The 26,297-nt window shown below is 71.4% G+C and carries 25 protein-coding genes and 2 tRNA genes; 12 read left to right on the top strand and 15 right to left on the bottom strand.

The annotated features are described in order from the left end of the window. Positions 1-122: 122 nt before the first annotated feature. Entirely contained in the window at positions 123-905 is a 783-nt protein-coding gene (locus IG78_RS0121850; RefSeq protein WP_051852827.1) for an AfsR/SARP family transcriptional regulator, read from the top strand. A gap of 135 nt (positions 906-1,040) precedes the next feature. On the opposite strand, the gene serS is transcribed toward IG78_RS0121850, so the two are convergent. The 12 genes from serS to IG78_RS49340 form a co-directional block, all read right to left on the bottom strand. Continuing rightward, positions 1,041-2,309, bottom strand: a complete 1,269-nt coding sequence (gene serS, locus IG78_RS0121845; RefSeq protein WP_030565791.1) for a serine--tRNA ligase — start codon at positions 2,307-2,309, stop codon at positions 1,041-1,043. Between the two features lie 195 nt (positions 2,310-2,504). After that, the gene (locus IG78_RS0121840; RefSeq protein WP_030565789.1) at positions 2,505-2,735 is read right to left on the bottom strand and encodes an acyl carrier protein; all 231 of its coding nucleotides are present in this window, start codon (positions 2,733-2,735) and stop codon (positions 2,505-2,507) included. Positions 2,736-2,749: 14 nt separating this feature from the next. Beyond that, entirely contained in the window at positions 2,750-3,760 is a 1,011-nt protein-coding gene (locus tag IG78_RS0121835) for a beta-ketoacyl-ACP synthase III (RefSeq protein WP_030565787.1), read from the bottom strand. Then, the gene (locus tag IG78_RS0121830) at positions 3,757-4,761 is read right to left on the bottom strand and encodes a VlmB-like protein (RefSeq protein ID WP_030565785.1); all 1,005 of its coding nucleotides are present in this window, start codon (positions 4,759-4,761) and stop codon (positions 3,757-3,759) included. Before IG78_RS0121830 ends, IG78_RS0121835 begins: the two co-directional genes overlap by 4 nt. An 81-nt stretch (positions 4,762-4,842) precedes the next feature. Beyond that, positions 4,843-5,427, bottom strand: a complete 585-nt coding sequence (locus IG78_RS0121825) for a membrane protein (RefSeq protein WP_030565783.1) — start codon at positions 5,425-5,427, stop codon at positions 4,843-4,845. A gap of 17 nt (positions 5,428-5,444) precedes the next feature. Next, the gene (locus tag IG78_RS0121820) at positions 5,445-5,930 is read right to left on the bottom strand and encodes a type II toxin-antitoxin system RatA family toxin (RefSeq protein ID WP_030565781.1); all 486 of its coding nucleotides are present in this window, start codon (positions 5,928-5,930) and stop codon (positions 5,445-5,447) included. Then, positions 5,930-7,216 (bottom strand): aspartate aminotransferase family protein, encoded by a 1,287-nt coding sequence (locus tag IG78_RS0121815; protein WP_030565779.1) that lies wholly within the window; start codon positions 7,214-7,216, stop codon positions 5,930-5,932. The genes IG78_RS0121820 and IG78_RS0121815 overlap by 1 nt, the downstream gene beginning before the upstream one ends. 125 nt (positions 7,217-7,341) lie before the next feature. Further along, positions 7,342-8,481 (bottom strand): acyl-CoA dehydrogenase family protein, encoded by a 1,140-nt coding sequence (locus tag IG78_RS0121810; RefSeq protein WP_030565777.1) that lies wholly within the window; start codon positions 8,479-8,481, stop codon positions 7,342-7,344. 118 nt (positions 8,482-8,599) lie between these two features. Beyond that, entirely contained in the window at positions 8,600-10,201 is a 1,602-nt protein-coding gene (locus IG78_RS0121805) for an aldehyde dehydrogenase family protein (protein ID WP_030565775.1), read from the bottom strand. A gap of 103 nt (positions 10,202-10,304) precedes the next feature. Beyond that, on the bottom strand, positions 10,305-11,774 hold the full coding sequence (locus IG78_RS0121800) for an MmgE/PrpD family protein (protein WP_030565773.1): 1,470 nt from the start codon (positions 11,772-11,774) through the stop codon (positions 10,305-10,307). After that, positions 11,725-12,750 (bottom strand): diacylglycerol/lipid kinase family protein, encoded by a 1,026-nt coding sequence (locus IG78_RS0121795; protein WP_030565771.1) that lies wholly within the window; start codon positions 12,748-12,750, stop codon positions 11,725-11,727. The genes IG78_RS0121800 and IG78_RS0121795 overlap by 50 nt, the downstream gene beginning before the upstream one ends. A 41-nt stretch (positions 12,751-12,791) precedes the next feature. Further along, a tRNA-Gly gene (locus IG78_RS49340) sits at positions 12,792-12,889 on the bottom strand. Between the two features lie 260 nt (positions 12,890-13,149). Here IG78_RS49340 and IG78_RS0121790 point away from each other — a divergent pair. The 4 genes from IG78_RS0121790 to IG78_RS0121775 all read left to right on the top strand — a co-directional run bounded on the left by IG78_RS0121790 (position 13,150) and on the right by IG78_RS0121775 (position 17,580). Continuing rightward, positions 13,150-14,238, top strand: a complete 1,089-nt coding sequence (locus IG78_RS0121790; RefSeq protein WP_078965331.1) for a bifunctional lysylphosphatidylglycerol flippase/synthetase MprF — start codon at positions 13,150-13,152, stop codon at positions 14,236-14,238. 72 nt (positions 14,239-14,310) lie between these two features. Further along, positions 14,311-14,568, top strand: coding sequence for a hypothetical protein (locus IG78_RS42475; protein WP_037685806.1), 258 nt, complete (start codon positions 14,311-14,313; stop codon positions 14,566-14,568). A gap of 312 nt (positions 14,569-14,880) precedes the next feature. Beyond that, a complete protein-coding gene (locus IG78_RS0121780) occupies positions 14,881-15,993 on the top strand; it encodes a fatty acid desaturase family protein (RefSeq protein ID WP_037685805.1) in 1,113 nt (370 codons plus the stop codon). A gap of 192 nt (positions 15,994-16,185) precedes the next feature. Beyond that, on the top strand, positions 16,186-17,580 hold the full coding sequence (locus IG78_RS0121775; protein WP_030565765.1) for an MFS transporter: 1,395 nt from the start codon (positions 16,186-16,188) through the stop codon (positions 17,578-17,580). 121 nt (positions 17,581-17,701) lie between these two features. Here the strand turns inward: IG78_RS0121775 and IG78_RS0121770 are convergent, their stop codons facing one another. Then, a complete protein-coding gene (locus IG78_RS0121770) occupies positions 17,702-17,977 on the bottom strand; it encodes an acyl carrier protein (protein WP_030565763.1) in 276 nt (91 codons plus the stop codon). Between the two features lie 203 nt (positions 17,978-18,180). Between IG78_RS0121770 and IG78_RS0121765 the strand changes: the two genes are divergently transcribed. Continuing rightward, positions 18,181-18,720, top strand: a complete 540-nt coding sequence (locus IG78_RS0121765) for a flavin reductase family protein (protein WP_051852826.1) — start codon at positions 18,181-18,183, stop codon at positions 18,718-18,720. A 589-nt stretch (positions 18,721-19,309) separates the two neighbouring features. Continuing rightward, a complete protein-coding gene (locus IG78_RS52185; protein WP_263972727.1) occupies positions 19,310-19,444 on the top strand; it encodes a hypothetical protein in 135 nt (44 codons plus the stop codon). Between the two features lie 100 nt (positions 19,445-19,544). On the opposite strand, the gene IG78_RS0121755 is transcribed toward IG78_RS52185, so the two are convergent. After that, complete coding sequence (locus IG78_RS0121755) at positions 19,545-20,378, bottom strand: alpha/beta fold hydrolase (protein ID WP_030565760.1); 834 nt, start codon at positions 20,376-20,378, stop codon at positions 19,545-19,547. Between the two features lie 338 nt (positions 20,379-20,716). On the opposite strand from IG78_RS0121755, the gene IG78_RS0121750 reads away from it, so the two are divergent. Together IG78_RS0121750 and IG78_RS0121745 are read left to right on the top strand one after the other, a co-directional pair. Then, entirely contained in the window at positions 20,717-21,892 is a 1,176-nt protein-coding gene (locus IG78_RS0121750) for a cytochrome P450 (RefSeq protein WP_030565758.1), read from the top strand. A gap of 375 nt (positions 21,893-22,267) precedes the next feature. Then, positions 22,268-23,479, top strand: coding sequence for a cytochrome P450 family protein (locus IG78_RS0121745; protein WP_030565756.1), 1,212 nt, complete (start codon positions 22,268-22,270; stop codon positions 23,477-23,479). A gap of 234 nt (positions 23,480-23,713) precedes the next feature. On the opposite strand, the gene IG78_RS49335 is transcribed toward IG78_RS0121745, so the two are convergent. After that, positions 23,714-23,800 (bottom strand) — tRNA-OTHER (locus tag IG78_RS49335). 161 nt (positions 23,801-23,961) lie between these two features. Here IG78_RS49335 and IG78_RS0121740 point away from each other — a divergent pair. From IG78_RS0121740 to IG78_RS0121730, 3 genes are all read left to right on the top strand, one after another. Continuing rightward, positions 23,962-25,137 (top strand): epoxide hydrolase family protein, encoded by a 1,176-nt coding sequence (locus tag IG78_RS0121740; RefSeq protein WP_030565754.1) that lies wholly within the window; start codon positions 23,962-23,964, stop codon positions 25,135-25,137. Positions 25,138-25,214: 77 nt separating this feature from the next. Next, complete coding sequence (locus IG78_RS0121735; protein WP_030565753.1) at positions 25,215-25,580, top strand: hypothetical protein; 366 nt, start codon at positions 25,215-25,217, stop codon at positions 25,578-25,580. Then, complete coding sequence (locus IG78_RS0121730) at positions 25,577-26,263, top strand: nucleotidyl transferase AbiEii/AbiGii toxin family protein (protein ID WP_030565751.1); 687 nt, start codon at positions 25,577-25,579, stop codon at positions 26,261-26,263. The genes IG78_RS0121735 and IG78_RS0121730 overlap by 4 nt, the downstream gene beginning before the upstream one ends. Positions 26,264-26,297: the final 34 nt, after the last annotated feature.

Genomic DNA, 26,297 nt, shown 5'->3' with positions numbered 1-26,297 from the left:
CCGGTTTCGAGCCGGGCTCAAGGCCCTGGTGCAACGTTCAACACGCACAGCACACTCCGTACCGCCCCGCCGGCCGCTGCGGCCAGCACCCTTCAGGGGCGTTTGGCAGGGAGGAGCAGTCAGTGAAGTTCAAGGTGCTCGGTTCGGTCGGAGTCGAGGTCGGCGGACAGTTCCACAGTGTGCGCGGCGCACAGCAGCGGGCCCTGCTGGCGGTGCTGCTGGTCAACGGCGGCCGGATGGTGCCGGCCGAAGACCTCTATGCCGAACTGTGGGGGGACGATCCGCCGCTGACGGTGGAGAACGCGCTGCAGGCCCATGTCTCCCGGCTGCGCCGCACCCTGCACGAGTGGGGGCCGGGACAGGTGGCCCTGCTGGCCCGCTCCACCGGTTACGCGCTGGAGTTCGCGGCCGATGACCTCGACATGAACGTCTTCCGCCGGCGCGCCGCCCGGGCGCGCGCGGTGATGGATCAGGACGCCGGGCAGGCGGCGGCCCTCCTGGAGGAGTGCCTGCAGCTCTGGCGGGGCGCCCCGCTGCAGGACGCTGCCAAGGGGCCGCTGTGCCAGTCGGTGGCGGTGCAACTGGGCGAGGAGCACCTGGTGGCCACCGAGGACAAGCTGTGGCTGGACTTCGAGTGCGAAGTGCCCTCGGCCATAGGGGAGTTGAAGCGGCTGAGTGTGGTGCATCCCTGGCGGGAGCGGATCACCGAGATCCTGATGCTGGCCCTGTACCGGTGCGGGCGCCAGGCCGAGGCGATCGAGACCTATCATGCCGCGCGCGGCCGGATGGTCGCCGAGCTGGGCATGGAGCCCTCACCGCACCTGCGGGAACGTTTCCTTGACATCCTCAACCAGGCGCCGGTCCTTGCGGTGCAGCCGGCGCCGGAACTGGTCCGCTCCGGCTGACCCTCCTGCCACCTGGCCCCGGCCCCCGCGCCCCGGGGTGTGCGCACGCTGTTGCCCCCTGCCCGCACCCCGGCAGGGGGCGGCGGCATGCGGGCACGCGGCGGGCGGGCATGGCGGGGTGCGGGATGTGGGGGGTCAGCTTGTGGTGCCGCCGGGGTGGATGCGGGCGAAGCCGGTGTAGGGGTGCAGGGCGCTGGGCAGGGTGACGGAGCCGTCGGGCTGCTGTCCCTGTTCGAGCAGGGCGGCCAGGGTGCGTCCGATGGGCAGGGCGGAGCCGTTGAGGGTGGCGGCGTAGGCTTTGCCGCCCTTGGGGGTGCGTACTTTGATGCCGGCGCGGCGGGCCTGGAAGGTGCCGCAGTCCGAGACGGAGGAGATCTCCCGCCAGGCGCCGCTGCCCGGCAGCCACACTTCGATGTCGTAGGTCATGCGGGCGCTGAAGCCCAGGTCGCCGGCGGGCAGCATGACGGTGCGGTGGGACAGTTCCAGGCGGGTGAGGCACTCCTCGGCGTGGGTGAGCATGAGCTGAAGCTGCTCGGGGGCGTCCTTTGCGGCGCAGACGCGTACGAGTTCCACCTTCTCGAACTGGTGCAGGCGCAGGATGCCGCGGGTGTCGCGGCCGTAGGAGCCGGCCTCGGCGCGGAAGCAGGGGGTGCGGGCGGTCAGGGCCAGCGGCAGGTCACCGGCGTCCAGCACCTCGCCGGCCGCCAGGTTGGTGAGCGGGACTTCGCCGGTGGGCACCAGGAACAGTTCGCGGTCCCCCACGCGGGTGGCGAACAGGTCGTCTTCGAACTTGGGCAACTGGCCGGTGCCGGTCATGGTCCGGCGGTTGACCAGGTAGGGCACGGAGTGCTCGGTGTAGCCGTGTTCGCCGGTGTGCAGGTCCAGGAAGAAGTCGGCCAGGGCGCGCTCCAGGCGGGCGCCGGCGCCGCGGGCGGCGGTGAAGCGGGCGCCGGAGAGGCGGGCGGCGCGGGCGGTGTCCAGGATGCCCAACTGCTCGCCGAGGTCGGCGTGGTGCACGGCCTGCTGGGCGGGGGCCGGGGGCGGGCCGCCGCGGCGGATCTCGACGGCTTCGGTGTCGCTGTGGCCCTCGGGCACCTGGGGCAGGGGGAGGTTGGGGATGGCCAGGAGCAGTGCGTTCAGCTCGGTTTCGGCGTCGCGGGCGCTGTCCTGGGCCTGCTGCACGCGCTCGCGCAGTTGCCGCGTCGCCTCGCGGGCCTGGGGTGTGGGGGGTCCGTTGCGGGCGGCCTTCTTCAGCTCGGCGCGCAGGTCGGCCACGGCTCCAAGGGCTGCGGCCCGGCGCTTGTGGGCGCTCTCCAGGGCGGCGCTGTCCAGAGCAAAGCGCCGCCGTGCCAGGTGCTGTACGGCCACCTCGCCGGCCTCGATCAGCTCCCGTGCGTCGTGCATGAACTCTCCTTGGAGGCGTGCCGGTTGGTGGACTGCTCGCCCGGGTGGGCGGCGGTGCCTGCCGTGCGCGCCGCCCGGCCATGTGGGCGGCCGGGCGGCTGCGCAGGGCAGCATGACGCACATGCCGTACGGGCAGTGCCGTACGGGTGGAGCAGGTGGCACCGTAGGTGTGGTGCGGGTGGTGGGGGGCGGGGTTCAGACGGTGGTGCGGCGTTCGGTCATCATGCGGGCCATCTCGCCGATGTTCTCGGCTTCCATGAGTTCGTCGTCGCTGATGACGACGCCGTACTCCTTGTCCAGGAGCATGGACAGTTCCACGACGGCCAGGGAGTCGAGTTCGGCTTCCTCGCGGGTGGCGTGGGGGGTGATGCGGGAGGGGTCGACCTTGAGTTTGTCGACGAGGATTTCCTTGAGGGTGTCGAACATGAGGGAGGTCCTTTCTAGTCCACGAGGACGTCGGTGTCGGGCCAGGTGAGGGTGGCCGCGCCCCAGGAAAGGCCGCCGCCGAAGGCGGTCAGGAGCACCCGGTGGCCGCTCTTGAGGGTGCCGTCGGCCGCGGCCATGGCAAGCAGGGTGGGCAGGGAGGCGGCTGCGGTGTTGCCGACCTCGGCGACGTTGGAGAGCTGCCGGGCGGACTCGAAGCCCAGTTCGTCGGCGACGGCGGCAAGGATGCGGGCGTTGGCCTGGTGGGCGCAGAGGCGGTCCACCTCCGTCATGTCCCAGCCTGCGGCGGCGACGGCCGCCCGTGATGACTGGCTCATGCGGGTGACCGCGTGCCGGAAGGTCTCGCGGCCGTTCATCTGGAAGTAGAGGTCCTTGGGGTCCTCAAGGGCGGTGAGGGGCCCGTTCACGCGGCTGCGCGAGCCCCCGGCGGGGACCTGGATGAGGTCGGCGAGGCTGCCGTCGCTGCCCAGGACCGCGGTGCCCACGGCGCCGGGCTCGCCGGCGTCGCCGGCGCGCAGCAGCAGGGCGCCGGCGGCGTCCCCGAAGAGGACGGCGGTGGCGCGGTCCTGGGGGTCGACCATGGTGGTGAAGGCGTCTGCGCCGATGAGCAGGACGTGCTGGGCGGCGCCGGTGGCGATCAGACCGGAGGCGGTGGCAAGGCCGTACAGGAAGCCGGCGCAGGCCGCGGACAGGTCGAAGGCGGGCACGGTGCCAAGGCCGAGGCGGGTGGCGATCTCCGGTGCGGTGGGCGGGACCTGCCGGTCGGGGGTGGTGGTGGCCAGGATGACCACGTCCGCATCGCTTCCGGCGGCGTCCAGGGCGCGCCGGCCGGCTTCGGCGGCCAGGTCGCAGGTGGCGGTGCCGGGTTCGACGACATGGCGTACGGACATGCCGGTGCGGGTGCGGATCCATTCGTCGCTGGTGTCCAGGCGTGCGGTGAGGTCGGCGTTGGTGACCAGTTTGGGCGGCAGGTAGGCGCCCGCGCCGGCGATGACGGCGCGTTTCATGCCACTGCCCTGGTGGTGGACTGCATCACCTCGGCGGGCAGGCCCATCTCGGCCAGGCGGGCTTGGGCCATCTTGTCGGTCCACTGCTCGGCCATGGCGTAGCGCTGGTCGGCGGTGGTGTCGAGAAGGCGGGTGCCGGGCCAGATCTCGTAGTCGGCGATGAGGCCGGCGTGTTCGGCCATGCCCTTTTGGAACAGTTCCTCGCGGTGCATGACGAACTTGCGGTCGTCGACGCTGTCCCACAGCTCCACGCCGGAGCGCAGGATCTCCAGCAGGCGCGGCCGGTAGCCGGGGTTGTCGCGTATGTAGTCGCGCAGGATGGTGTTGGCGACGGTCAGGTGGCGCATCTCGTCGATGGAGGTGCCCCGCGAGATCTCCCCGGTGGCGGGGGAGAGCGGGGTCCACTTGCGCTCGCTCAGCTCGGCGGCCGGGGCCAGGACGCCTTCGATGACGATGGCGAAGACCGCGACGCCGCCGTAGAAGTCGCGCTGTTTCTGCACGATGTCCAGGGTGAAGTCGATGACCGGCTTGAGGACTTCGCGGCGGAACTCCACCGCCATCTCCTCGATGTCCTCGATCAAAGTCGCCTCCGGCATGCCCAGTTCCACCAGGTGCTGGCGGAACACGCGGGCGTGGCGGGCCTCGTCCAGGAGCTGGGTGGAGTAGAACTCCATCTCCAGGATGGAGGGGGCGATCTCGACGTAGGGGGCCAGCAGGCGGGTGGCGATCTCCTCCGACAGGGCCCGCAGCCCGAATTCCAGGACGAGGGCCTCACGCAGCGGGCCCGGCGCCTTGAGGAAGGCCGGCACCTGCGCCCTCTCGTGGTGCCCGGTGATGCCGCGCTCGCGCAGGGTGCCCTGGGCGACCTGGGTGATCCAGTAGGCGAGGTTGCACTCCTTGGGGCCGATCGTCAGTTCCATGGCGCCCTCGAGCATGCCCGGAGCGGCGTCGAAGTCGGCCTCCACAGCCACGGGCTGCGGCTGCTGCGGTGTACCGGTCATGGCGGGTGGTGCTCCCTTTTTCCGGCCCGGGCCCCGCACACGAGATGAGGGGGCCCGGGGGTGGCTTCACGAGGCGGGGTGTCAGCGGGCCGCGGTGGACACCGGCCGCTCGGTGTTGTTGGCCGCGGCGACCGGGGCGGGGGCGGGCGGCGGGTTCTGGGCGGGCACGGCCGGCAGGTGGCCGACCGGCTCGGGGTCCATGACGTGCCCCACCGGCTTGGGGTGGGGAAGGCGCAGATCGTCGAGCAGGCGCAGATAGCCCTGCTGGCGCACCGGCTCATAGGGCAGCGCGAAGGACTTCATGAAGTTGCCGAACAGGCCCCGGTCCCCGCTCAGATGCCAGGGGATGGCCAGCAGCGCCCACTCCGGGCCGAACCACCAGCACCACAGGCCCACGACCGCGGCCTGGGTGATCAGGGAGTGCATCACGTTGTACAGGACGTAGTAGGCCTTGGGGATGGGGCGGCCGCCGCTGCGTTTGAAGGCGATGGCGCCCGGGATGTAGCCGATCAGGTCGATGTAGAGGAACAGACCGATCCACACCCACCAGTTGATCTCCCCGAAGTGGGCGATGATCAGGCCGGTGGACACCGCGAAGCCGACCAGGTACTCGGCCCGGTGCACGGCGAAGGTCTTGGGGGTCTCGAAGGGGTTCGCCTGGTCCATGACGCTGGCTCTCTTCCTTACACGCCGACGGCGTCGGCGGGTGTGCCGAGCTGGACTTCGGTGCGCAGTTGGGTGCGCTCGAACAGGCCGGTGACGGCCCAGGCCACGGTCTCCTTGATGACGCGCTCGGCGATCGGGTCGAGGATGCCTTCCAGGCTGGGGATGCCGAAGTCGAAGTCGGCCTCGAAGTGCACGGCCACGTTCGCGCCGTCCTGGGTGAAGGACCAGGTGCCGGCGAAGGAGTCGAAGTCGCCGTCCTCCTGCTCGATGCCGATGGTCAGCGCGGTGGTGTCGAAGTGGTCGGTCTCGGTCCAGCGCAGCAGGCCGGAGCGGAAGTGCAGCTCCCAACTGGAGCTGCCCCGGGTCTGGGGCAGGGCGGCGTGCACGGTGGTGGCCTGCACGTGCGGGGCCAGTTCGGGGAAGCGGTCGAAGCGTGCGAGCGCGGTGAAGACCGCCTCGGCGCTCTCGTCAAGGACTACGGCGTCCAGTTCCACGTGGCGCATCAGTTGCTACCGCCTTCCGGCATCCGGGCCGAGCCTGCGACCAGGTCGAGGGTTGCTTTGTCAAAGGAGTCGAGGAGGAACTGCACATCGAGTTCGGTCAGGGTGGCGGGCGGGGTGAAGCGCACCACCGAGTTGCCGTTCATCGAATGGTTGGCGACGACGCCGTGGTTGAACAGCTCGATGAGCAGCTCCCCGGCAAGGCCTGCTTCGGTCAGCTCCACACCGATGAGCAGGCCGCGGCCGCGTACGTCGACCACCAGGTCACCGATGTTGCGCCGGGCGATCTCGGCGATCTTCGGCAGCAGCCGGGCGCCCAGGTCCATGGCGCGGGTGACCAGGCGTTCTTCCTGGATGGCCTGCACCGAGCCCTGCACGGCGGCCATCAGCAGGGGCTGGCCGGAGAAGGTGGCGGTGTGGACGTAGGGGTCCTTGTCGAAGGGGCGGAAGGCCTTGCGGGTGGCCACGGCCGCGGAGACGGGCAGCACGCCGCCGCCGAGCGCCTTGCCGGCAAGCAGGACGTCGGGGACGACGTTCTCGGTGTCGGCGCCCCACCATTCGCCCAGGCGTCCCATGCCGGACTGCACCTCGTCCAGGATGAGGAAGCCCTCGTAGGCGCGCACCAGTTCCTCGACGCGCTTGAGGTAGCCCTTGGGCGGGATGATCACGCCGCCCTCGCCCTGGACCGGCTCCAGGATGACGCAGATCTCGCCGGGGTGGGCGCGCAGTTGCTCCTCCAGGGCGTCGGCGTCCCCGAAGGGCAGGTGCAGCACGTCGGGGATCAGCGGCCGGAACGGTTTTTGGTAGACGTCCTTGGCGGTGGCCGACAGGGCGCCCAGGGTCTTGCCGTGGTAGCCGCCGCGCATCGACACGGTGCGCTTGAACCCATTGGCGCGGGCCAGCTTCAGGCCGGTCTCCACCGCCTCGGAGCCCGACAGGGCGAAGTGCACCCGGTCCAGACCCGGCGGCATCACCGACACCAACGCCTCGGCGGCGCGGGCCACGGTCGGCTCCAGCAGGATGCGGGTGGCCGTGGGGTGGGTGCGCAACTGCCGCTCCACGTGTTCCATCACGATGGGGTGGCGGGCGCCCATGATGAACACGCCGTAGCCGCCGGCGTTCAAAAAGCGTTCGCCGTCGCTGGTGGTCACCCAGTTCCCGGCGGAGGACACCTCCATGTGGCTGCCGAACAGCTCGGCGAGTGTGGCGCGGCCCTTGCTGAGGTGGGCCCGGTAGAGGCCGAGGATGTCGTCCTCGGTGTCGACCCTGATGTCCTGGGTCACGGTCACGGATAACTCCCTGAAAAAGGACGGGGGCTGAAAGCTGGAACACGAACAGCAGGCCAAGGAGTGCGGCCCCGGGCTCCCGGCGGACGACCCCCGGGCGGGGGCGGGCGGGTGCGGTTCCGCGCGCCCTACAGGGCCAGGGGGCCGCCGGTGAAGTAGCCGACCAGGGCCTCGGCGGTGGAGACGCGGCCCGGCGGGTGGAAGATGAGGGGGCGCACCGAGGCGGCGAGCATCGCGTGCTCGCGGTGGCGGATGAAGTCCACCCCGCCGAGCAGTTCCAGGCTCAGTTCGCTGGCCCGTGCCAGCGCGTCCTGGGCGGCGTAGCGGGCGATGAGGACCTGCGCCATGGCCTGTTCGCTGTCCAGGGCGCCGTCGCGCACCGCGCGGGCGCAGCCCTCAAGGAGGGCGAAGGCGCTCTCGGCGGCGACGATGACCTGGGCCCGCTCGCCGGCTCCGCCGCGTTCGCGCTTAAGGACCACTTCGGCCAGGGCGGCCGCGGCGCCGGTGTAGCCGGCCGAGATGAGCATCTCGAACCAGATGACGCCGGCGGCCTGCAGGTCGTCCACCCGGTGCGGGTCGTCGTCGGTGGTGCGGATGACCATGTCGTCGGGGACGAACACATCGCTCAGGCGCACCTCCTCGCTCTCGGACGCCGCCAGGACCTCGGTGCCCCAGAAGGGGTGCACGCTCAAGCCCGGCGTATCGGCGGGGACCAGGGCCAGGGCCAGCTCCGGGCTGCCGTCGGGGCCGGGGACGGCGATGCTGGCGGTGAGCAGTTGCATGGAGCGGGCCAGGCTGCACGGCTTCTTCGCCCCGTTGAGGCGGTAGCCGCCCGCAACGGGCTTCGCGGCCACCGAGGGGGTGAAGATGTTCTGCTGGCTCTTGCCCTCCGCCCAGCCCGAAGCCATCAGGATCTGGTCGGGCACCGCCCGGTGCAGCAGGTGAAGCTGCGCGGGGGCCAGGCGTCCGGCGCCCTTGGCCAGGGCGTAGAGCATCGACACGGTGAAGTGGTGCATCGTCACCCCCGCCGCCACCGACGGCGAGGCGGCTCCGATGGCGCGCTGGACCTGCACCGCTTCCACCGGGTCGGCGCCGAAACCGCCGAACTCGGCGGGCACGAGCAGTCCCACCCCGCCGTGGCTGCGGAACAGGCCAAGGGCGGGGCTGTCACGGGCCTCGCGTTCGGCGAAGGGGACGGCGTCCAGGGCCTTGAGCAGCCCCGGGTGGTAGCGGTCGCAGACCGCGCGGGCCGAATCCAGGGTACGCACGGGGAACACCTCCGTTGACGTGGATCAAAAGCCGGTGCCCCCGCGCCCGGGGGCCGCGCCCGGCCGGCGGCCGGAAGCCAAGGCCCGCGCCCGATTGTGGGGCGGGCGCGGTACCGGTTCAGGGGCCGAAGACGGCCTCGTGCGGGCTGATGTCATGGGCGATGGACACGCCCTGGACGTGCGAGGTCTTCAGGATCGGGTAGTTGGCCTCGCCGTAGACGCCGCCGGTCAGGCCGGTGCCGCCGTGGCTGGGCAGATAGGGCAGGAACCCGATGTGCGAGTCGTTGATCTTCAGCAGGCCGCCGTTGACGACGCGCTGCACGAAGGCGTTGATGACGCGGGCGGACTTCACCCACAGCGAGTTGCGCAGCCCGTACTCGTTGGAGTTGACGAAGTCGATGAAGCAGTTCAGCAGGGCGTCGTCGTCCGCGCCGCGCTCGGGCACCACGATCGGCAGCAGCGGGAAGAACGTTTCGCTGCGCACGATGTCGTGCATGCGCGCCCCGGGAAGCCCGTTGACACGCACCACGGTGGGCTGCAGGAACACCCCGGTCTCCGAGACCGTGCCGTCGACCTCCATGCGGTTGCCGCCGCAGATCAGCTCACCGCCGCGGTCCAGGGACTGCTTGAGCAGCGCGAAGAACTTCTCGCTGCGCCGCACCGGGGACAGCAGCACGTCCTCGTCCTCGGGATAGCCCGGGCGCACCAGCTTGATGCGCTCGGTGACCGCCTCGATGAGCTCCTCGGCGATCTCGGGGTGCACCAGGACGCAGTTGGGCACCATGCAGATCTGCCCGGAGCCGTAGAAGGACTCGCAGATCGCCTCCGCGGCGTGCTTGAGGTCCGCGCCCTTCCAGATGACGATGGTGTCGTTGCCGGCCAGCTCCAGGATCGGCTTCTTGCCGTTGGCCACGCAGCTCTCCTGGAAGCGCAGGCCCTCCTCGCTGCCGCCGATGTAGAAGATGTCGTTGACCAGCGGCGAGGTCACCCAGCGGTCCAGGGTCTGCTTGGGGTTGGAGCACACCGCGTTCAGCACCCCCGGAGGCGCGCCGATCTCATCGAGGAGGGGGCCCACCACATCGCGCATCAGCCACATCGTGGACAGGGCGATGGAGCGCGGGGCGCGCATGACGACCGCGTTGCCCGCCATCAGCGCGAGCACCGCGAGGGCCGCGCTGGGCGCGGGGGCGTTCTGCGGCGGGTTGAAGGCCACCACGCCGTCGGGCTGGCGGCGCACGATCAGGCGCCGGCCCTCGTGCTCGAACTCGGTGTGCATCCGCTGCCGGTACCAGTACAGGCTCTCCTCGCTGTAGATCTGCTTCATGCAGCTCAGTTCCCAGCGGGCCAGGCGCAGCGGGTGCGCCTCGGAGGTGAGGATGTCCAAGAACTCGTCCTCGCGGCGCATCAACTCCTCCCGGAACATGGCGCCCAGGCGCATCCTGCGCTCCAGGGGCACCTCGGCCCAGGCGGACGCGGCAGCCGCCGCGGCCTCCGTGGCCAGATCGATGGAAGCGTCGCTGGCGATCGCGCAGCGGCCCACCACATAGGGGTGGCCCGCCGCATCGGAATCGGGATTCTGCTCCAGTTCCCGCTTGAGGCTGATGCTGGTGAATACATCCTCGAGCAGCGACCGGGCGCTGACGGTGTATACCCAGCCGTCGCCTTCGACGTCCTTGCCCGCGATATAGAGCTTGTAGCTGCGGAGTTCCTTTTCAGGCATCAAAGGACCTTTCCCACGTCTGAATTCTGGCCGCGCTCAATGGCCCACCGGCACTCGATGCTGGCAGCGCCGCCTGACGGTGCGCTGATACCTGCCTCGCGGATTACCGCAGCGCCGCCTGGATCCACTCCTGGAGGTCGTCGGCGTCCATCGAGTCCAGCTTGACCGCGGCGTCGGCGACGTCTTCGGGGCCGCCGAACTCCAGGAACTTCTCCCGCATCAGCTCGGCGTGGTGGGCGCGGGTGTGCGGCCCGGCCGCGGCCAGCGGGATCATCCGCTTGCGGGTGGCGGTACGCCCGTCGGTCAGGGTGACGGTGACGCGGGCGCCGGTGGCCTTGGCGGCCGCGGCGAAGGAGGGCCTGACCGGCTGCGCGGCCGCCTCCCTGGCCAGCTCGGCGACCTCCTCGCCGCCGAACGCCCGCAGCCAGGGCCCGGCGGCCTTCCCGGCCTGGCGCACCGCCTCCCCGAAGGGGGCGTCGGAGGCGAACAGGGCCTTGGTGAGCTCCGGGTCGTGCACCAGGCGCACCCGCTCGGCGACATTCCAGCGCGCCCGGTCGTTCAGGAGCGGGGCGGCGAAGTCGTTGACCGTGAGCCCGCCGGTCAGCAGGGCGGTGGCCACCGGGTAGGGGGTGTGCAGGACCAGCGCGCCCAGCGGCGAGCCGGGCCCCACCACGTAGGAGGCCGCCTTCTTGCCCGCGAACAGCGTGTACAGCGACGCCTCCACGACGATGTCCTCGATGTCCTCGGGCCCGAAGGCGCCCAGTTCGCGGTGCAGGGCCGCCGCGCAGTCCACCGCGGCGTCCACACCGGGCCCGCCGGGGTGCATCTTGAACGACAGGGTCTCGGTGTGCCAGCGCTCACCGAGAGAGGCGTTGATCGCATCGGGCAGCGGCACACTGGCGAACCGGTCCAAGAACCCGTCGGGGTGCTCCAGGATGTCGGGCGCCCCGTGCAGGCCCGCCCGGGCCGCGTCGCAGGCGTCCATGGCGGTGCGCACCGGCGTGAAGGTGTTGAACAGCCGCGCGTCACTGGCCAAAAACGCCCGCATCAGCGGCCAGTTGGGCATCGCGAAAGCCAGGCCGATGGCGCTGCGCCACACCGCGTCGTCGGCGCCCTCGCAGTGCAGGCGCCCGCTGACCGCACCGGCCAGATGAGTGTGCACCGCGCTGTGGCCGCGCAGCGGCCCCAGGGTGGCCGCGGCCGTGATGCGGGCCGCGCACTCATTGGCGGCGATCACCGCCGTCAGCAGCGCGGGCCCCTCCAGACGCCGCGCGTGGGCATAGGCGAGGGGCACCGACACCGTGGAGTTCGACAGATGTCCCGCATAGGCGGTGTCGTCCAGGTTCAGCCAGGACCCCAGGCCCGAAAGGACACACGCCGAGGTCCGCGGGTCGGCCTGCAGCGGCGGCCCGAACCCCTCGATCAGGCGCCGGCCCAGCGGATGCGCCATCCCCGCCCTGATCGAGGCGAGCTGCGACAGCAACTGACTGCTGGCCAGCGCCCGCACGGGTGCGGGAATGTCCTCAGGACGCAGCCAGGCCGCCCAGCGGCACAGCTCCTTGAGTATGGACACGCGTCACTTCCTTCGTCGCTGCGCCCCACACCGGAAGAACGCCGGGCAGCACCTGCACCGTCATGCTGGTCCAGGCGGGCTGCTGCAGTTCACCGTCGTGCTCGAAGCACAGCGGACGCCCGTCAAGGCGCTCCACGACGATGCGCCTGCCGCGGCCGTGCACCACGCCCGGCCGCTGGTGCAGCAGCCCCGCACGGGCCAGGTCCGGCACGTCCGCCGCGGCCACCTCGGCGCCCACGACGCACACATCCAGCAGACCGTCGTCCAGCTCGGAGTGGGGCAGGATCAGATACTGGCCGCCGCGGTAGCGCCCGCCGCCCACGTTCGCAAGGACGGTGGCGCCCTCGTGCAGCACGGTGCCATCGACCGTGACCCGCCCCGGATAGGGCGTGAACGCGGCGGCCGCCTGTGGCAGCGCCCGGGCATAGCGTTCGCGCCCGGGCACCGTGATGGCCCGGGCGGTGATCAGGCCCTCGGCGATCAGACCGGAACAGGCGCCGAGCAGCACCAGTTCACCGGTCTCCGCCAGCAGGCCCACATCGATACGGCGCAGCCGCGCCCGGCCGGTGTCGTCGGCCAGCGTCGCCTCAAGGGCATCGGCCCAGGGGGCGTCGGCCCACAGCATGCGGTAGTCGGAGTTGCCCGTGCCCGCGGGCACCACGGCAAGGGCCGCCGGCGCGGACGCGGGGGAGGCCTGGCGGTGCACGGCCAGCAGGCCCTGCACCACCTCGCGTACGGTGCCGTCCCCGCCGACGGCCACCACCAGATCCGGTGCCGGGCCGCCGCCGGGGGCGTGAGCGGCCCGGACGGCTTCGGTGGCCGAGCCCCGGTGCGTCGTACGGTGCACCGTCACCGAGGCCAGTTGGGCCCGGCAGCGCCCGACGACCTCACCGAGCAACTGCGGGCGGGCGGTGCCGGCCGTGGGGTTGACCACGACCAGGGCCCGCCGGGGGGCCGGGGACGCCGCGAGGGGCATGAGGCATTCTCCAAAACTGACGACCTGGCCGTGACCACCAGCGGAGAGGGCAGGATTCGAACCTGCGTGGGCTTGCGCCCGAGGGAACCCGACCGCGGCCGGGCTCCGGTCCCCGACAAGCCACTCCGGGCACCTCTCCTGAGGTCCGGGCAAGGAAAAGGCACCGCCGTTTCCGTCCCGGTTTCGAAAACCAGTCTCCGTCCGCTCCTGATATGCCGCTGACACCGCACTGAATTCCCCCTCGGCCCGCACCGGCGGCCCTTCCAGGGGCCATATCAGCAGTGCTCTACTGCAGTTGTCCCACACCCGAGTTCCACGCTTTCGGCTTTCCGCCCGGCGCCGGAGAGCGCCGCCCCGGCACGCGGCGGGCAAAGCCGCTCCCGGAAGGAAGAGGGCCCCATGCCCCCGACAGCCACCCCGGCCACTGCCACCGCCCCGGCCGGCACCACCACCCCGCCCGCAACCACCGGACCCGGCACCACGGCGGGACCCGGCACCACGGCCGGACCGGACACCGTCCTGCACGCCATCCGCACCCACACCCGGGCCGAGAACCCCAGCGCCTTCCTGGCCATGAGCCGGCGCACCCTGGCCTTCACCGCCCCGGGCCTGGACGGCGTCATCGCCTACCGCCAGGCCGGGCGCTACCTGGTCCAGCTCGGCGGCCCCTTCGCCGCCCAGGACCACTACGGCCCCCTCCTGGACCGCTTCCTCGACCACGCCCACGCCCAGGACCTGCGTGTGGTGAGCGCCCAACTGCAGCGCGCGGACGCCGAGATCTACGCCCGGCGCGGCTTCACCGTCAACCAGTTCGGCGCCTCCTGGGTGGTGCACCTGCCCGACTTCACCCTCCAGGGCGGGAGGTTCATGCGCATGCGCAACAAGATCTCCCGCGCCTTCCGCAACGGCCTCGAAGTCAGCGAGGTACCGGCCAAGGACCACGCAGAGGCGATCAGGGAGATCGACGCCAACTGGCTGCGCTCCAAGGGCGAGGAGGCCCGCCCCCTGGAGTTCCTGGTCGGCGAGATCGGCGGCCCCGGCCAGGCGCACCGCCGCCTGTTCGTGGGCACCATCGACGCCCGCCCGGTGGGCTACATCTCCTACTCCCCGGTGTACGGCGAGCGGGCGGGCTGGATGCACGACCTCAGCCGCCGCATCCCCGACTCCTCACCGGGGCTGATGGAGGCCATCAACTCCCGGGCCATCGAGGTCCTGCGCGCCGAGGGCAGCCAGTGGCTGCACTTCGGCTTCACCCCCTTCACCGGCCTTGACCAGGCCAACGAGCTGCCCGGCCACAGCCCGGCCTTCCAGTGGCTGATGCACTTCCTGTGGGACCAGGGCGCGGCCCTCTACCCCGCCCAGACCCAGCTCGCCTACAAGGAGAAATGGGCGCCCAAGGACCCGATCCCCGAGTACGTGGCCTTCGAGGGCGACACCGCGTCCCTCGCGGCCTTCGCGCACATCTTCCGCGCCTGCAACGCCTTCTGACACGCCCCTTCTGTTTCACCCGGTGACGCGCGCCGCGGCGCACGCGGCGCGCAGCAAGGAGCAGCAACCACCATGACCGACCACACCACCCCCGGCGCCGACACCACCCCCGGCGCCGACACCACCCCCGGCACCGAGGCCGACACCGGCGCCGAGGCCACCCCCGGCACCGCGCCTGCGCCGGATTCGGCCGAGGCCCTGCAACAGCAGTTGGTGCAGGCCCTGATGGGCATCATCGGCGCCCCCGACGACGCCGAAACCGCCCGCGCCGCGGACACCGTGCTGCGCGCCCTGGACGCCCGCCTGGCCGGCGAGACCGCCGCCGCATGAGACAGAGCGCGGGGGCAGGCGCGCTCGAGGCACGGCACAACGGCGCCGCAGCCGCGCCCCGCCCGGCCCCGCCCGCCACGAACGGCGGGCGGGGGCCGCACCCCCCGCGCACCTGCCCGCACCCCCCTGCCCGCGCCCCCGCCGCACCCGGCCGCGCCCCGGCCATCCCGCGGCGCCACCAGGGGGACCCCACGCGCACTCCAGCGCCGGTCCACGTACCCATCAGTGCCGCATCAGGCGCCTGACCGACGCTGACGTGTGCTCTCATCCGGTGCCTTAAGCCGCGATACGCCTGCTCAAGGAGAACCCTCAATGCAGTCTGCGAACATCCAAGAGACCAAACCAGGCTCGGTACGCACGCTCGATCCCGGACTCGCGGTCGCAACGGGAGAGGCGAGCAGCAAGGGCGCCTCCGCCACTTTCGCCGAGCTGTTCAAGCGCGTGAAGGCCGAAGGCCTCCTTGACCTCGACACCCGCTACGACTACCGCCGCCTGGCCCTGAACCTGTTCCTCATCGGCGCCGGCCTGACCGCCTTCTTCCTCATCGGCGCCTCCTGGTGGCAGATGCCGGTGGCGGTGTGGCTGGGCATGTGCGGCGTGCAGAGCGCCTACATGTGGCACGAGGTCGGCCACAAGGCGATGTTCCGCGACAAGCGGGTGGGCACCTTCGTGGCCTACTTCCACGCCAACTTCTTCAGCGGCGTCAGCTACGCCTGGTGGGTCAACCACCACAACCGCCACCACAGCCACCCCAACCACATCAGTCTCGACCCCGACATCGGCCGCCGTACCGCGATCTTCGACATCAAGCAGTACGCCGCCCGCACCCCCGTCCAGCGCTTCATCGTCCGCCACCAGCGGGTGCTGTTCTTCGTCCTCCTCGTTCTGGAGGGCTACAAGATGGAGAAGACCACCGTCAAGGAGCTCGCCAAGCCCGGCACCAAGCACCGGCTGATGGAGATCGGCCTGGTCGTGCTGCGCGCCGCGATCTACCTCGGAGCCGTCTTCTACTTCCTCACCCCCCTGCAGGCCATCGCGTTCGTGGCGGTGCAGCACGCCGCCCTCGGCGTCTACTTCGGCCTGATGTTCGCCCCCAACCACAAGGGCATGGAGGTCCGCGACGGGGAGAAGGAGTCCCTGGACTGGCTGGAGCGCCAGGTCCTGACCTCCCGCAACATCCGCCCCAACTGGTGGATCGACTTCCTGTACGGGGGCCTGAACTACCAGATCGAGCACCACCTGTTCCCCGCGATGCCGAAGCGCAACCTGGGCCGGGCCCGCGAGCTGACCCGCGACTACTGCGCCGAGCGGGGCATCCCCTACCTCGAGGTCGGGTTCTGGGAGTCCTACCACCAGGTCGCCACCTTCCTGCACGACGTCAGCGAGCCCACCCGCACCGGCAAGGGCCTGGACACCGCGGCCTGACCCCCGCCCCCGGCAGGCCCTCACGACCGCCCGCCCCCTCCTTTTGCGCGGAAGGGGGAGGCAGGACGCCCCAGACCTCCGCCCCGGCACCCCCCTTGCCGGGGCGGAGGCGCACGTCACCCCCCAGACCCCCCCAGACCCCAGCCTTCCGCCGCCCCGCCCTGTCCCCGCCCACAAGGAGAGACCAGCACCATGGCCGTTCAGACGGCGCCGCAGGCGACAGCCGCGGCGGCGCCCTCCATCGGTGACCGCCTCGACCGGATGCCGGTCACCTCCACGCACCGCCAGCTCACCGCCGTCGTCGGCGTGGGCCTGCTCTTCGACACCTTCGAGAACAACCTCTCCGGCACCATCTCCACGGTGCTGCAGGAGGACTTCGCCTTCAACGGCACCACCCTCAAACTCGTCCTGGCCTCGGCCTTCATCGGACAGTTCTTCGGCTCCCTGCTCCTTGGCCGGGTCGCCGACCGCTACGGCCGCCGCCGCGCCTTCCTCATCAACCTGGCCCTGTACTCGGGCTTCTCCCTGCTCGGCGCGTTCTCCCCGAACGCCGTCTTTTTGATCGTCACCCGCTTCTTCGCCGGGGTGGGCATCGGCGCCGAACAGTCCCTGTCGGACTGCTACCTGGCCGACGTACTGCCCGCCAAACAGCGCGGCCGCTACACCGCCTGGGCCTACACCCTGGCCTTCTGCGGCGTGCCGGCGGTCGGCTTCGCCGCCCTGTGGCTGGTGCCGCTGTCCCCGCTGGGCATCGACGGCTGGCGCTGGCTGTTCGTGATGGGCGCGCTCGGCTCGGCGGTGGTGTGGATGCTGCGCCGCAACCTCATCGAGTCCCCGCGCTGGCTGGCCGCCCGCGGCCGCCACGAAGAGGCGGAACAGATCGTGGCCCGCATGGAGGCCACCCTGCCCGCCCCCGCCCGCGCCGGGCTCAACGCCCCCGACAGCGGCCGGGGCCTTGCCAAGGCGGCCGCCCCGGCGGCCAGGCCGGCGGGCATTCGCGTGGTCTTCACCGCCCGCTTCCGCCGCCGTACCGCCATGCTGTGGCTGTTCACCACCCTGTCGGTGGTGGGCTACTACGGCTTCGGCGCCCTGGCCCCGCAGATCCTGGCCGCCAAGGGCTACGACGTGGTCACCGGCCTGGGCTTCACCGCCGTGTCCTTCCTGGGCTACCCGCTGGGCTCACTGCTGTCGGTGCCGGTGATGGACCGCATGGAACGCAAACAGCTCGTCGCCCTGTCGGCCTCGCTGATGGCCGTCTCCGGCCTGGGCTTCGCCTACGCCGGATCGGCCGCGCTCCTGGTGTTCTTCGGCATCCTCTACACCCTGGTCAGCAACGTCTTCTCCACCGTCAGCCACGTCTACCTGGCCGAGCAGTACCCCACCGAGATCCGGGCGGCGGCCACCGGCCTTGCCTACTCCCTGTCCAAACTCTCCGCCGCGGCCCTGCCGTTCGTGCTCCTGCCCGTCCTGGAGGGCCACGGCCCCGGCACCATGTTCACCCTCATCGCCGCCGCCATGGCCGTCCTGGTGGCCGCCGTCCTCATCCTGGGCGGGCGCACCACCGGCGTCTCCGTGGACCGCGACTGACACCCCTTCCCGAAGGGCCCCGACCCACCGGGCCCACCGGGCCCCGCCGGGCCGCCGGGCACACAGACAGCGGGCGGGGCCGGACTGTTGAGTCCGGCCCCGCCCGCCGCCTGCGGCACGGTCAGCTACGGACAGCCTCGGGCTGTTCCACGGCCACGTACGCGGCCATCTGCGTGAGCGTCTCGTGCTCCAGGGCCACGATCGGGTCCAGGACGAGCCCGAACTTCTCCTCGATGTCGCCGAACAGTCCCAGGGCCGCGACGGAGTCAAGGCCGTACTCGGCGTACGGGACGTCAGGACTGATCTGCGCTACCGGCACGGACACGTGGGTGCCCAGCCTTTCCGCGAGCCAGCCGAGGATCTCGCCCTCGGACATGACCGGCTCCTTGACCGCCATGTGCAGCTCCTTACGTGTTCCGGTCGGCACTGTGCCTACCCCTTTCATCCTGCCGCCCGCGACTCGACACCCACTTGACCCGCCGCCCGGTGCAGGGCCTGCTCTCGGCGTTCTCGAGCACCTCTTGAGCCGTTCTTGCCATCGTCTCCAGTGCCCGCCCCGCCGAGCCCGCCGGTCCCTCAAGACGAAGGAGCACCGCCCCCATGAGCCCAGTTCAGGAGCAGACACCCGCCGTGGCGGACGCCCAGGCGTTCAAGGACGCGATGGCGCTGCTTGCCGCCCCCGTCTCCGTGGTCACCACCGTCGACGACACCGGCCGGCGCTGGGGCTTCACCGCCAGCTCGGTCTCCTCGGTCTCCCTCGAACCGCCCCTGGTCATGGTCGGCATCGCTTTGACCTCAAGCTGCCACACTCCCATGTCCCAGGCGCACGAGTTCGTCATCAACGTCCTGGACGCCCGCCACCGCCACCTCGCCCAGCGCTTCGCCGCCCGCGGCGTGGACCGCTTCGCCGACGGCGACTTCGCCGCCTGGCAGGACGGCGCCGGGCAGGCCGGACTGCCGTATCTGCCCGGCGCCAAGGTGCTGCTGCGCTGCCGCGCGGTGGACGTCATCCGCGCGGGCGACCACGACCTGCTCCTCGGCACCCCGCTGGAGATCCGCACCAGCAGTGCCACCGCCCCGCCGCTGCTGTGGTACCAGCGCGGCTTTCACACCCCCGTCCCCTCCGAGAGCACCGGCTGAGCCGGGCGGGCACACACCGGCCCGGCTCCAGCCGCAGTCCATCAGAACTCCGGCCGGTGCCAGCACAGTGAGAATCACCCACCGTGCACGGGACAGAGACAGGCGGGAACACCACGCAACGGGACGGAAGCCGGAAACACCGGTGATCCCACTCCCGTTACGCGCAGGCCGCCCGTCTCGGAATGGCTTCCCCGCGCCTCAACCGCGATCCGGTCGGCGCGGGGAGCCCCTCCCGGTCCCCTCCTCAAACACCTCTCCCGTACGGCAAGCACCAGCCTTCACCGGCCCGGCCGTCCCTGGCACCACAGGGGCGGCCGCTCGCATGCCCGGCCCCCCTTGCCTCCGTCTGTCTGCCGGGTGGCCGCGTCTGCCTCCCGGGGCGGTGCTGTCTCCGGCGGTGGCCGCTGTCTCCGGCGGTGGCCGCGTGCCGCCCAGTCTTCCCCACTCCCGGCCCCGCCCCGGCCACCGAGGCGGTTTCCCCAGTTGTCCTCAAGGCCCTCTCCACCGGATCTGGAGCGCGCTCGGGCACGGTGGTCGGATCGAACCCCTTGGGCCCGCTCCCGGCGGACCTCGGTGACGGGAGGACCCGGTGCACGATGACCCGCAGGAGTACAGCAGGGTGTTCCACCACATCCCGCCCACGGCCCCGCCGTTGCGGCTCGCCGGAGCGGACGACGAGGCGGCCGTGGCGGCCGAGCCGCACATCGTGCGCGGCATCGACTGACCCCGCCGCCCGGCCGCACACCGACGACGCCGCGCCCGCACCACCCGATGAACGGGGGCGCGGGCGCGGCGTCGTCGCTGGGGGCGGCCTCGGCCCGCGCCTAGTTGCCGCGGGCGAACTCAAGGAGCTGGGCGTTCAGACGCTCGCGGTGAGTGGCGAACAGGCCGTGCGCGGCGCCCTCGTACACCTCCAGACGGCTGTGGGGGATCAGTTCCGCGGTGCGGCGGGCACACAACTCCAGCGGCGCGCTGAGGTCGTTGTCGCCGTGGACGATCAGCGTCGGTACGCCGACGCCGCGCACGTCGGCGCGCAGGTCCTCGGTGAACAGGGTGCGGGTGATCTCCATCGAGGCGCGTGGGGAACCGTCCAGGGCCATCTGGATGATCCAGTGCACCAGCTCCGGCGACAGCTCCAGGGAGTCCACGCCGGCGCCGGGGCCGCCGAAGAAGGGGCCGGCGATCTGCGCCGCGCACCGGGCGCGGTCGGTTCGCATGGCGGTGAGCACCTGCTCCAGGACGGCGGTGTCCAGGCCGTCGGGGTTGTCGGGGCCGCGCAGCAGGAAGGGAGTGGTGGCACCCACCAGGGCCAGGCGGGCCACCCGCGCCGAGCCGTGCCGGGCCAGATAGCGCACCGCCTCGCCGCCGCCGATCGCATAGCCCACCAAGGTGGCCTGCGACAGCCCCAAGTGGTCAAGGAGGGCGGCCAGGTCGTCGGCCAGGGTGTCGTAGTCGTAGCCGTTCCAGGGCCGCTCCGAGCGGCCGAAGCCGCGCCGGTCGGGCAGGATGCAGCGCAGCCCCCGCCCGGCCAGGTAGGGGGCCTGGAACTCCCACATGCGCGAGTTCATGGTGGCCGAGCAGAGCAGCACCACGGGCCGGCCCTCTCCCCAGTCCTCGTAGTGGAGCTGGGTGCCGTCCTTGGCCGTGACAAAGGGCATGGTGACCTACCAGGTGTGGGGAAGGGGCGAGCAGAGGGGGAGCGGGCCGGCGCGCCGGGGGAGCGGCGCGCCGGCCGTGATGGTGCGCCAGGGCACCGGCGGGGCGGGCTTCAGGCGCCGCAGGGCACCTTGTCGAGGCAGGTGAGGCAGCGCCCCGGGCGGCACCACCACTCAATGTGACAGAGGTGACTCAAGGGGTACTTGAGGACAAAACGAGGCCCCGGGGGTGGCCCCGGGGGCGCCCATGCCATCCCTGAGTCACAAGTCAGCCCTGCGTCAGAGGCCCTTCGTAGGGTCGGCTCACCCCAGGACCTGCTACGTATCGAGGACGTGTGATCATGGCGAACCCCGCCTATCCGATGGCCCGCCAGTGCCCGATGGCCCCGCCCGCCCAGTACGCCGAACTGCGCGAGCAGGGCCCGGTCAAGGTGGACATGCCCGACGGTGGCTGGGCCTGGCTGCTCACCAGCTACGCCGACGTCCGCCAGGCCATGAACGACCCGCGTTTCAGCTCGGACGACAACAAGATGGGCCGAGCCCGCACCGAACTGCCCTCCGGCCACGACCTGAACTCCTTCTGGCGCAAGGACGAGCCCGAGCACGGCCGGCTGCGGCACATGATGATGACGGAGTTCACCGCCAAGCGGATCAAGGAGTGGCGTCCGCGTATCGAGGCCCTGGTCGAGCAGCTCCTGGACCGCCTGGAGACACTGCCGCGCCCGCTGGACCTGTACTCCGAGTTCTGTCTCGCCCTGCCCACCCAGGTGATCGCCGAACTCCTGGGCGTGCCGCCGCAGGACTACCGCGTCTTCGCCCAGCAGAGCCGTGACTGCCTGAGCCTGGACGACCCCACCAAGTCGTGGGCCGCCTTCAGCGACATGAACGACTACCTCACCCGGCTCATCGAGGAAAAGGAGCGCGAGCCCAAGGACGACCTGATCAGCCGCCTGCTGGTGGACCGGGTGCTGACCGGCGAGCTGGACCGCAAGGACCTTTTGCCGATGGTGCGCTTCATCCTCGTCTCCGGCTTCGAGACCACCACCAGCCAGATCACACTCAGCTCCCTCACCCTGATGACCAACCCCGACATCCGGGTGAAGCTGGCCCAGGAGCCCGAGCGCATCACCGCCTTCGTCGAGGAGTCGCTGCGGTTCTGGTCGGTCTCCCAGGACAACATCCTGCGCGTGGTGGACGAGGACATGGAGTTCTCCGGCGTGCAGATGTCCGTCGGCGACCTGGCGGTCCTTGCCATCCCCTCCGCCAACCACGACGACAAGGCCTTCCCCGACCCCGAGCGCTTCGACCTGGACCGCGGCGAGAACCGGCACGTCGCCTTCGGGTTCGGCACCCACCTGTGCGCGGGCGCGTCCCTGGCCCGCCGCGAGGTCGAGATAGCCATCCCCGCCCTCTTCAACCGCTACCCCGGCCTGCGCCTGGCGGGCGACATCGACGAGCTGACCTTCCGCCAGAAGAGCCTGGTCTACGGCATCGAGGGGCTCATGGTCACCTGGTAACAGGAGTAGCAGGAGCAGTAGCAGTAGGAGTAACAGCCGCAGTCGGCGGACGTCCGCGCGCCCGGTCAGGGGGTGCGCGGGCCTCCGCCGCCCGGCTCGGGGCCGCGGGTGGCGCGGCGCCGATGCCCTCCGCCGTGTGCGGCGGCGGACTCATCGGTGCCGCGCCACACGCATGCCCGCGCATCACTGAGCACCGGGCACCACCGAACCCCGCGCATCACTGAGCACCGGGCACCACCGAACCCCGCGTACCACCGAACCCCGCGTACCACCGAACCCCGCGTACCACCGAGCACCGCGTACCACCGAGCACCGGGCACCACCCCATCCGGCCGGGTACGAGGCCGGACACCCAGGCGAAAGGGACCCCCACGCATGCGCGCCGGCACCGCCACCACCACCGACCTGTTGCAGCTCAGCCCCGACTTCGTCCGCGACCCCCACCCCGTCTACGCCGCCCTGCGCGCCAAGGGCCCCGTCCACCGCGTCCGCACCCCACAGGGCCCCGAGGTCTACCTCGTCCTTGGCCTTCAGGCCTGCCGTGCCGCCTACACCGACGCCCGGCTCAGCCGGGACTGGCGCGGCCAGGGCCGCCTTGAGCAGATCATCAGCGTCGCCCCCGACGACCCGAGCCTGGCCCATATGTCGATGGCCGACCCGCCCGACCACACCCGCCTGCGCCGCCTGGTGTCCCGGGAGTTCACCCCCCGCCGCATCCAGGCCCTGGCCCCGCGCGTGCAGCAGATCACCGACACCCTCCTGGAGGAGATGACGGCGAACGGTGCCCGCAGCGCCGACTTCGTTGCCGCCTTCGCCTTCCCCCTGGCCATCACCGTCATCTGCGAACTGCTCGGCGTACCCGAACTGGACCGCGCCGCCTTCCGCCGCTGGTCCAACGAGATCCTCGCCCCCACCAGCCCCGGCGCCCAGAGCGCCGCCTACGCCGAACAGGCCGCCTACCTGCCCCGCCTGGTCCAGGACAAGCGCGCCGAACCCGGCGAGGACTGGCTCAGCGCACTGATCCACACCTTCGACGAGGACGGCGACCGCCTCGCACCCGACGAACTGACCGGCATGTGCAGCCTGCTGCTCATCGCCGGCCACGAGACCGTGGTCAACCAGATCAGCAACGGCCTGCGCGCCCTGTTCGCCCACCCCGGCCAACTGGACCTGCTGCGCGCCGACCTGAGCCTGGTCGAGGGAGCGGTGGAGGAAATGCTGCGCTACGAGGGCCCGGTGGAGAGCGCCCCCGAACGCCTGGCCCTCACCGACATCGAGCTGGGCGGCGTACTGATCCCGGCCGGTTCCACCGTACGCATCGTCCTGAGCGACGCGAGCCGCGACGAAACGCACTTCCCGGCCCCGGACCGCTTCGACATCCGCCGCGACACCCGCGGCCACATCGCCTTCGGCCACGGCCTGCACTACTGCCTGGGCGCACCGCTGGCCCGCCTGGAGGGCCGCATCGCCCTGCGCTCCCTGCTCACCCGCTGCCCCGGCATCGCCGCCGACACCGACCCGGACGGCCTTCACTGGCTGCCCGGCATGCTCATCAGAGGCGTACGCGAGCTGCCCGTACGCTGGTGAGGCCCCGCCGGGCCGGTGGCTCCCGGAAGGCCGGGCGCCACCGCCTGCGCGGGGGCGGCGCACACCGGATGCGGCGGCGCAGGCGAAACGGCCCGCCCCACCGCAACACGGTGGACGGGCCGCCCTCGACTTTAGTGAGGTGCACGGCTCAGGAGCCGCTCAACTCGGGCTGTACGCCTGTGCCTTGGCCCGGCCCGGCTCCCGGAGGGCGCCGCCGGGCAGGGGCGGTGGCGGCGGAGAGGGCAGGATTCGAACCTGCGTGGGCTTGCACCCGACTGAAGCGAACCTCGGTCCCCGATAAGCCACTCCGGGCACCTCTCCCAGCTCCCGGGGGCTTTTCGTCTCCCGGTCACAGGTAAGAGTCTGCACCGGGCCCCTGACCCGGCGCTGACACCGCCCTGACACCCCCGCGCCCCTTCGCCCTGGCGGAGCCGCACCCCCGGCACAGGCCGGCCGGGCGCCACCGCGCTAGCATGCCTGCCATGCCGGACGCACCGTCTCACCTGGAGCCGTTCACCCCGCAGGCCAAGCCCGCGGAGCTGGAGGACCTGCGCGCGCGGCTGCGCGCGACCCGCTGGCCGGACGTGCCCGAGGACGCCGGCTGGACGATGGGCACCGACACCGCCTACCTGAAGGAACTGCTCGCCTACTGGGCGGACGGCTTCGACTGGCGGGCGCAGGAGGCGGCCCTTGGCCGCCTGCCCCGCTTCCGCACCCAACTGGGCGGCGCGGGAATCCACTTCGTGCACGCCCGCGCCGTCGCCCCCACCGGGCCCGTGCTGCCGCTGGTCCTCACCCACGGCTGGCCCGACTCCTTCTGGCGCTACTCCAAGGTCATCCCGCTGCTCACCGACCCCGGCGCGCACGGCGCGGACCCCGCCGACGCCTTCGACGTGGTCGTGCCCGACGTGCCGGGCTTCGGCTACTCCGACCGCCCCACCGGCCCCGCACCCGACTCCATCGCCGTCGCCGGCCTGTGGGCCCAGCTCATGAGCGCCCTGGGCTACGAGAAGTTCGGCGCGGCGGGCGGGGACATCGGCAGCCATGTGAGCCGCTACCTCGCCCTTGACCACCCCGAGCGGGTGGTGGCCGTCCACCGCACCGACGGCGGCCTGCCCTACTTCGCCGGTGACCGCGCCGAGCTCTCGCCCGAAGAGCGCGCCTGGTTCGACGAGGTCACCGCCTGGAGCGCGCAGGAAGGCGCCTACGCCGCCGTGCACCGCACCAAACCCCAGACCGCCGCCACCGGGCTCACCGACTCACCCGCGGGCCTGGCGGCGTGGATCGTGGAGAAGATGCAGTCCTGGAGCGACTGCGGCGGCGACATCGAACGCGGCTACACCAAGGACGAGATCCTCACCAACGTGATGATCTACTGGCTCACGTCGACGATCGGCTCCTCGATGCGCATGTACCGCGCGAACGCCGCGATCGCGCCCGAGCAGCTCACCCGCCGCGTCGAGGTGCCCTCGGGATTCTCCCTGTTCCGCGGCGACATCGTCCGCCCGCCCCGGGCCTGGCTGGAGCGCATGACCAACCTCGTCCACTTCAGCGAACCCGAGCACGGCGGCCACTTCGCCGCCTTCGAGGAACCCGAACTGTACGCCCAGGAACTGCGCACCTTCTTCCGCCCCTACCGCAAGACAGCAACAGGCTGAGCCACCCCGCCCGGCCGGGCCCTGGGACATTTGTGGAGGCCGTGACTGGCTCGGCCCGGCAAGCAATAATTGGTGCCATGGCCACCACCCCTCCAACTGCTCCGGTACCGAACGCCGCCGAGGTTCTGCGCGAGCGGTACACCAAGCGCCTGCCCGTGCGCCTGGAAGACCTGACGGGTCCCGCGCACGGCACCGTCGATCTGCCGCTGCACGTGGCCTGGTCCGGCCGGCGCTCCTTCGACGTGGACCGTCCCCGCGCCAGGATGGGCCTGTACCGCACCGTTCTGGCCGAAGGGCAGCGTGAGGATCTGATCAGCTTCCTCAACCACGATCTGCTGCTGCGGCAGTGGCCGGTGCTGCGCACCCTGATCAGCCGCTCGATCCGCGAGGTGTGGGAAGACGCCTTCCCGGTGCTGGTTGCTGCCGGGCCAACTGCCGCATGAACCTGAGCGACCTGCACCGCCGGCTTCTGGCCGATGTTCTCGCCATCGGCACGCCCTACCCCCTGGTCATCACCGGCGGCTATGCCGTCCAGGCTCATGGTCTGATCAACCGCCTCAGCCAGGATCTCGACGTGGCCACCGAGAACCCCGCCCCCATGGACGAGATCATCCGTACGCTCAGCGAAGGCCTCATGACACGAGGCTGGGGCGTGCGGCAGATCGCTACCGACCCGCTTTCCGGCCGGCTCGTAGTCCTCGAAACGGCCACCGGCGAGGAATGCGAGGTCGACGTGCTCAAAGAGGCGTTCTGGTCCCCGCCCACCACCACCGAGCACGGCCCGGTCCTCGCCTTCGACGACGTCATCGGCACCAAGGTCCGCGCTATGGCCGACCGCGGCGCGGTCCGCGACCTCATCGACGTCCATGCAGCCTCCCAGCACCGCACAACCGCCGACCTGGAAGTCCTGGGTCGGCGCCACGCACGCGTCGAGTTCAACCTCGGTGATCTCCGAGACCGTCTCGTCGGCGCCGAATGGTGGGACGACGAGAACTTTGCTGACTACGGGCTGGACGAGGGACAGATCCAGGAGCTGCGTGCCTGGGCCCTTCAGTGGGCCACCGACCTGGAATCCCGCCTCCACGCCGAACAGGGATCTCCGATCGAGCCCGACGACGTCGGCTGAAGCAGCGGGCAGCCGGTCCACGGCGGCAGCCCGC

Origin of the sequence: Streptomyces aureocirculatus, assembly GCF_000720475.1 — a bacterium.
Lineage (GTDB): Bacteria > Actinomycetota > Actinomycetes > Streptomycetales > Streptomycetaceae > Streptomyces > Streptomyces aureocirculatus.
Note: the sequence above shows the minus strand (reverse complement) of the source record. Positions and strands in the feature narration are given on the sequence as shown.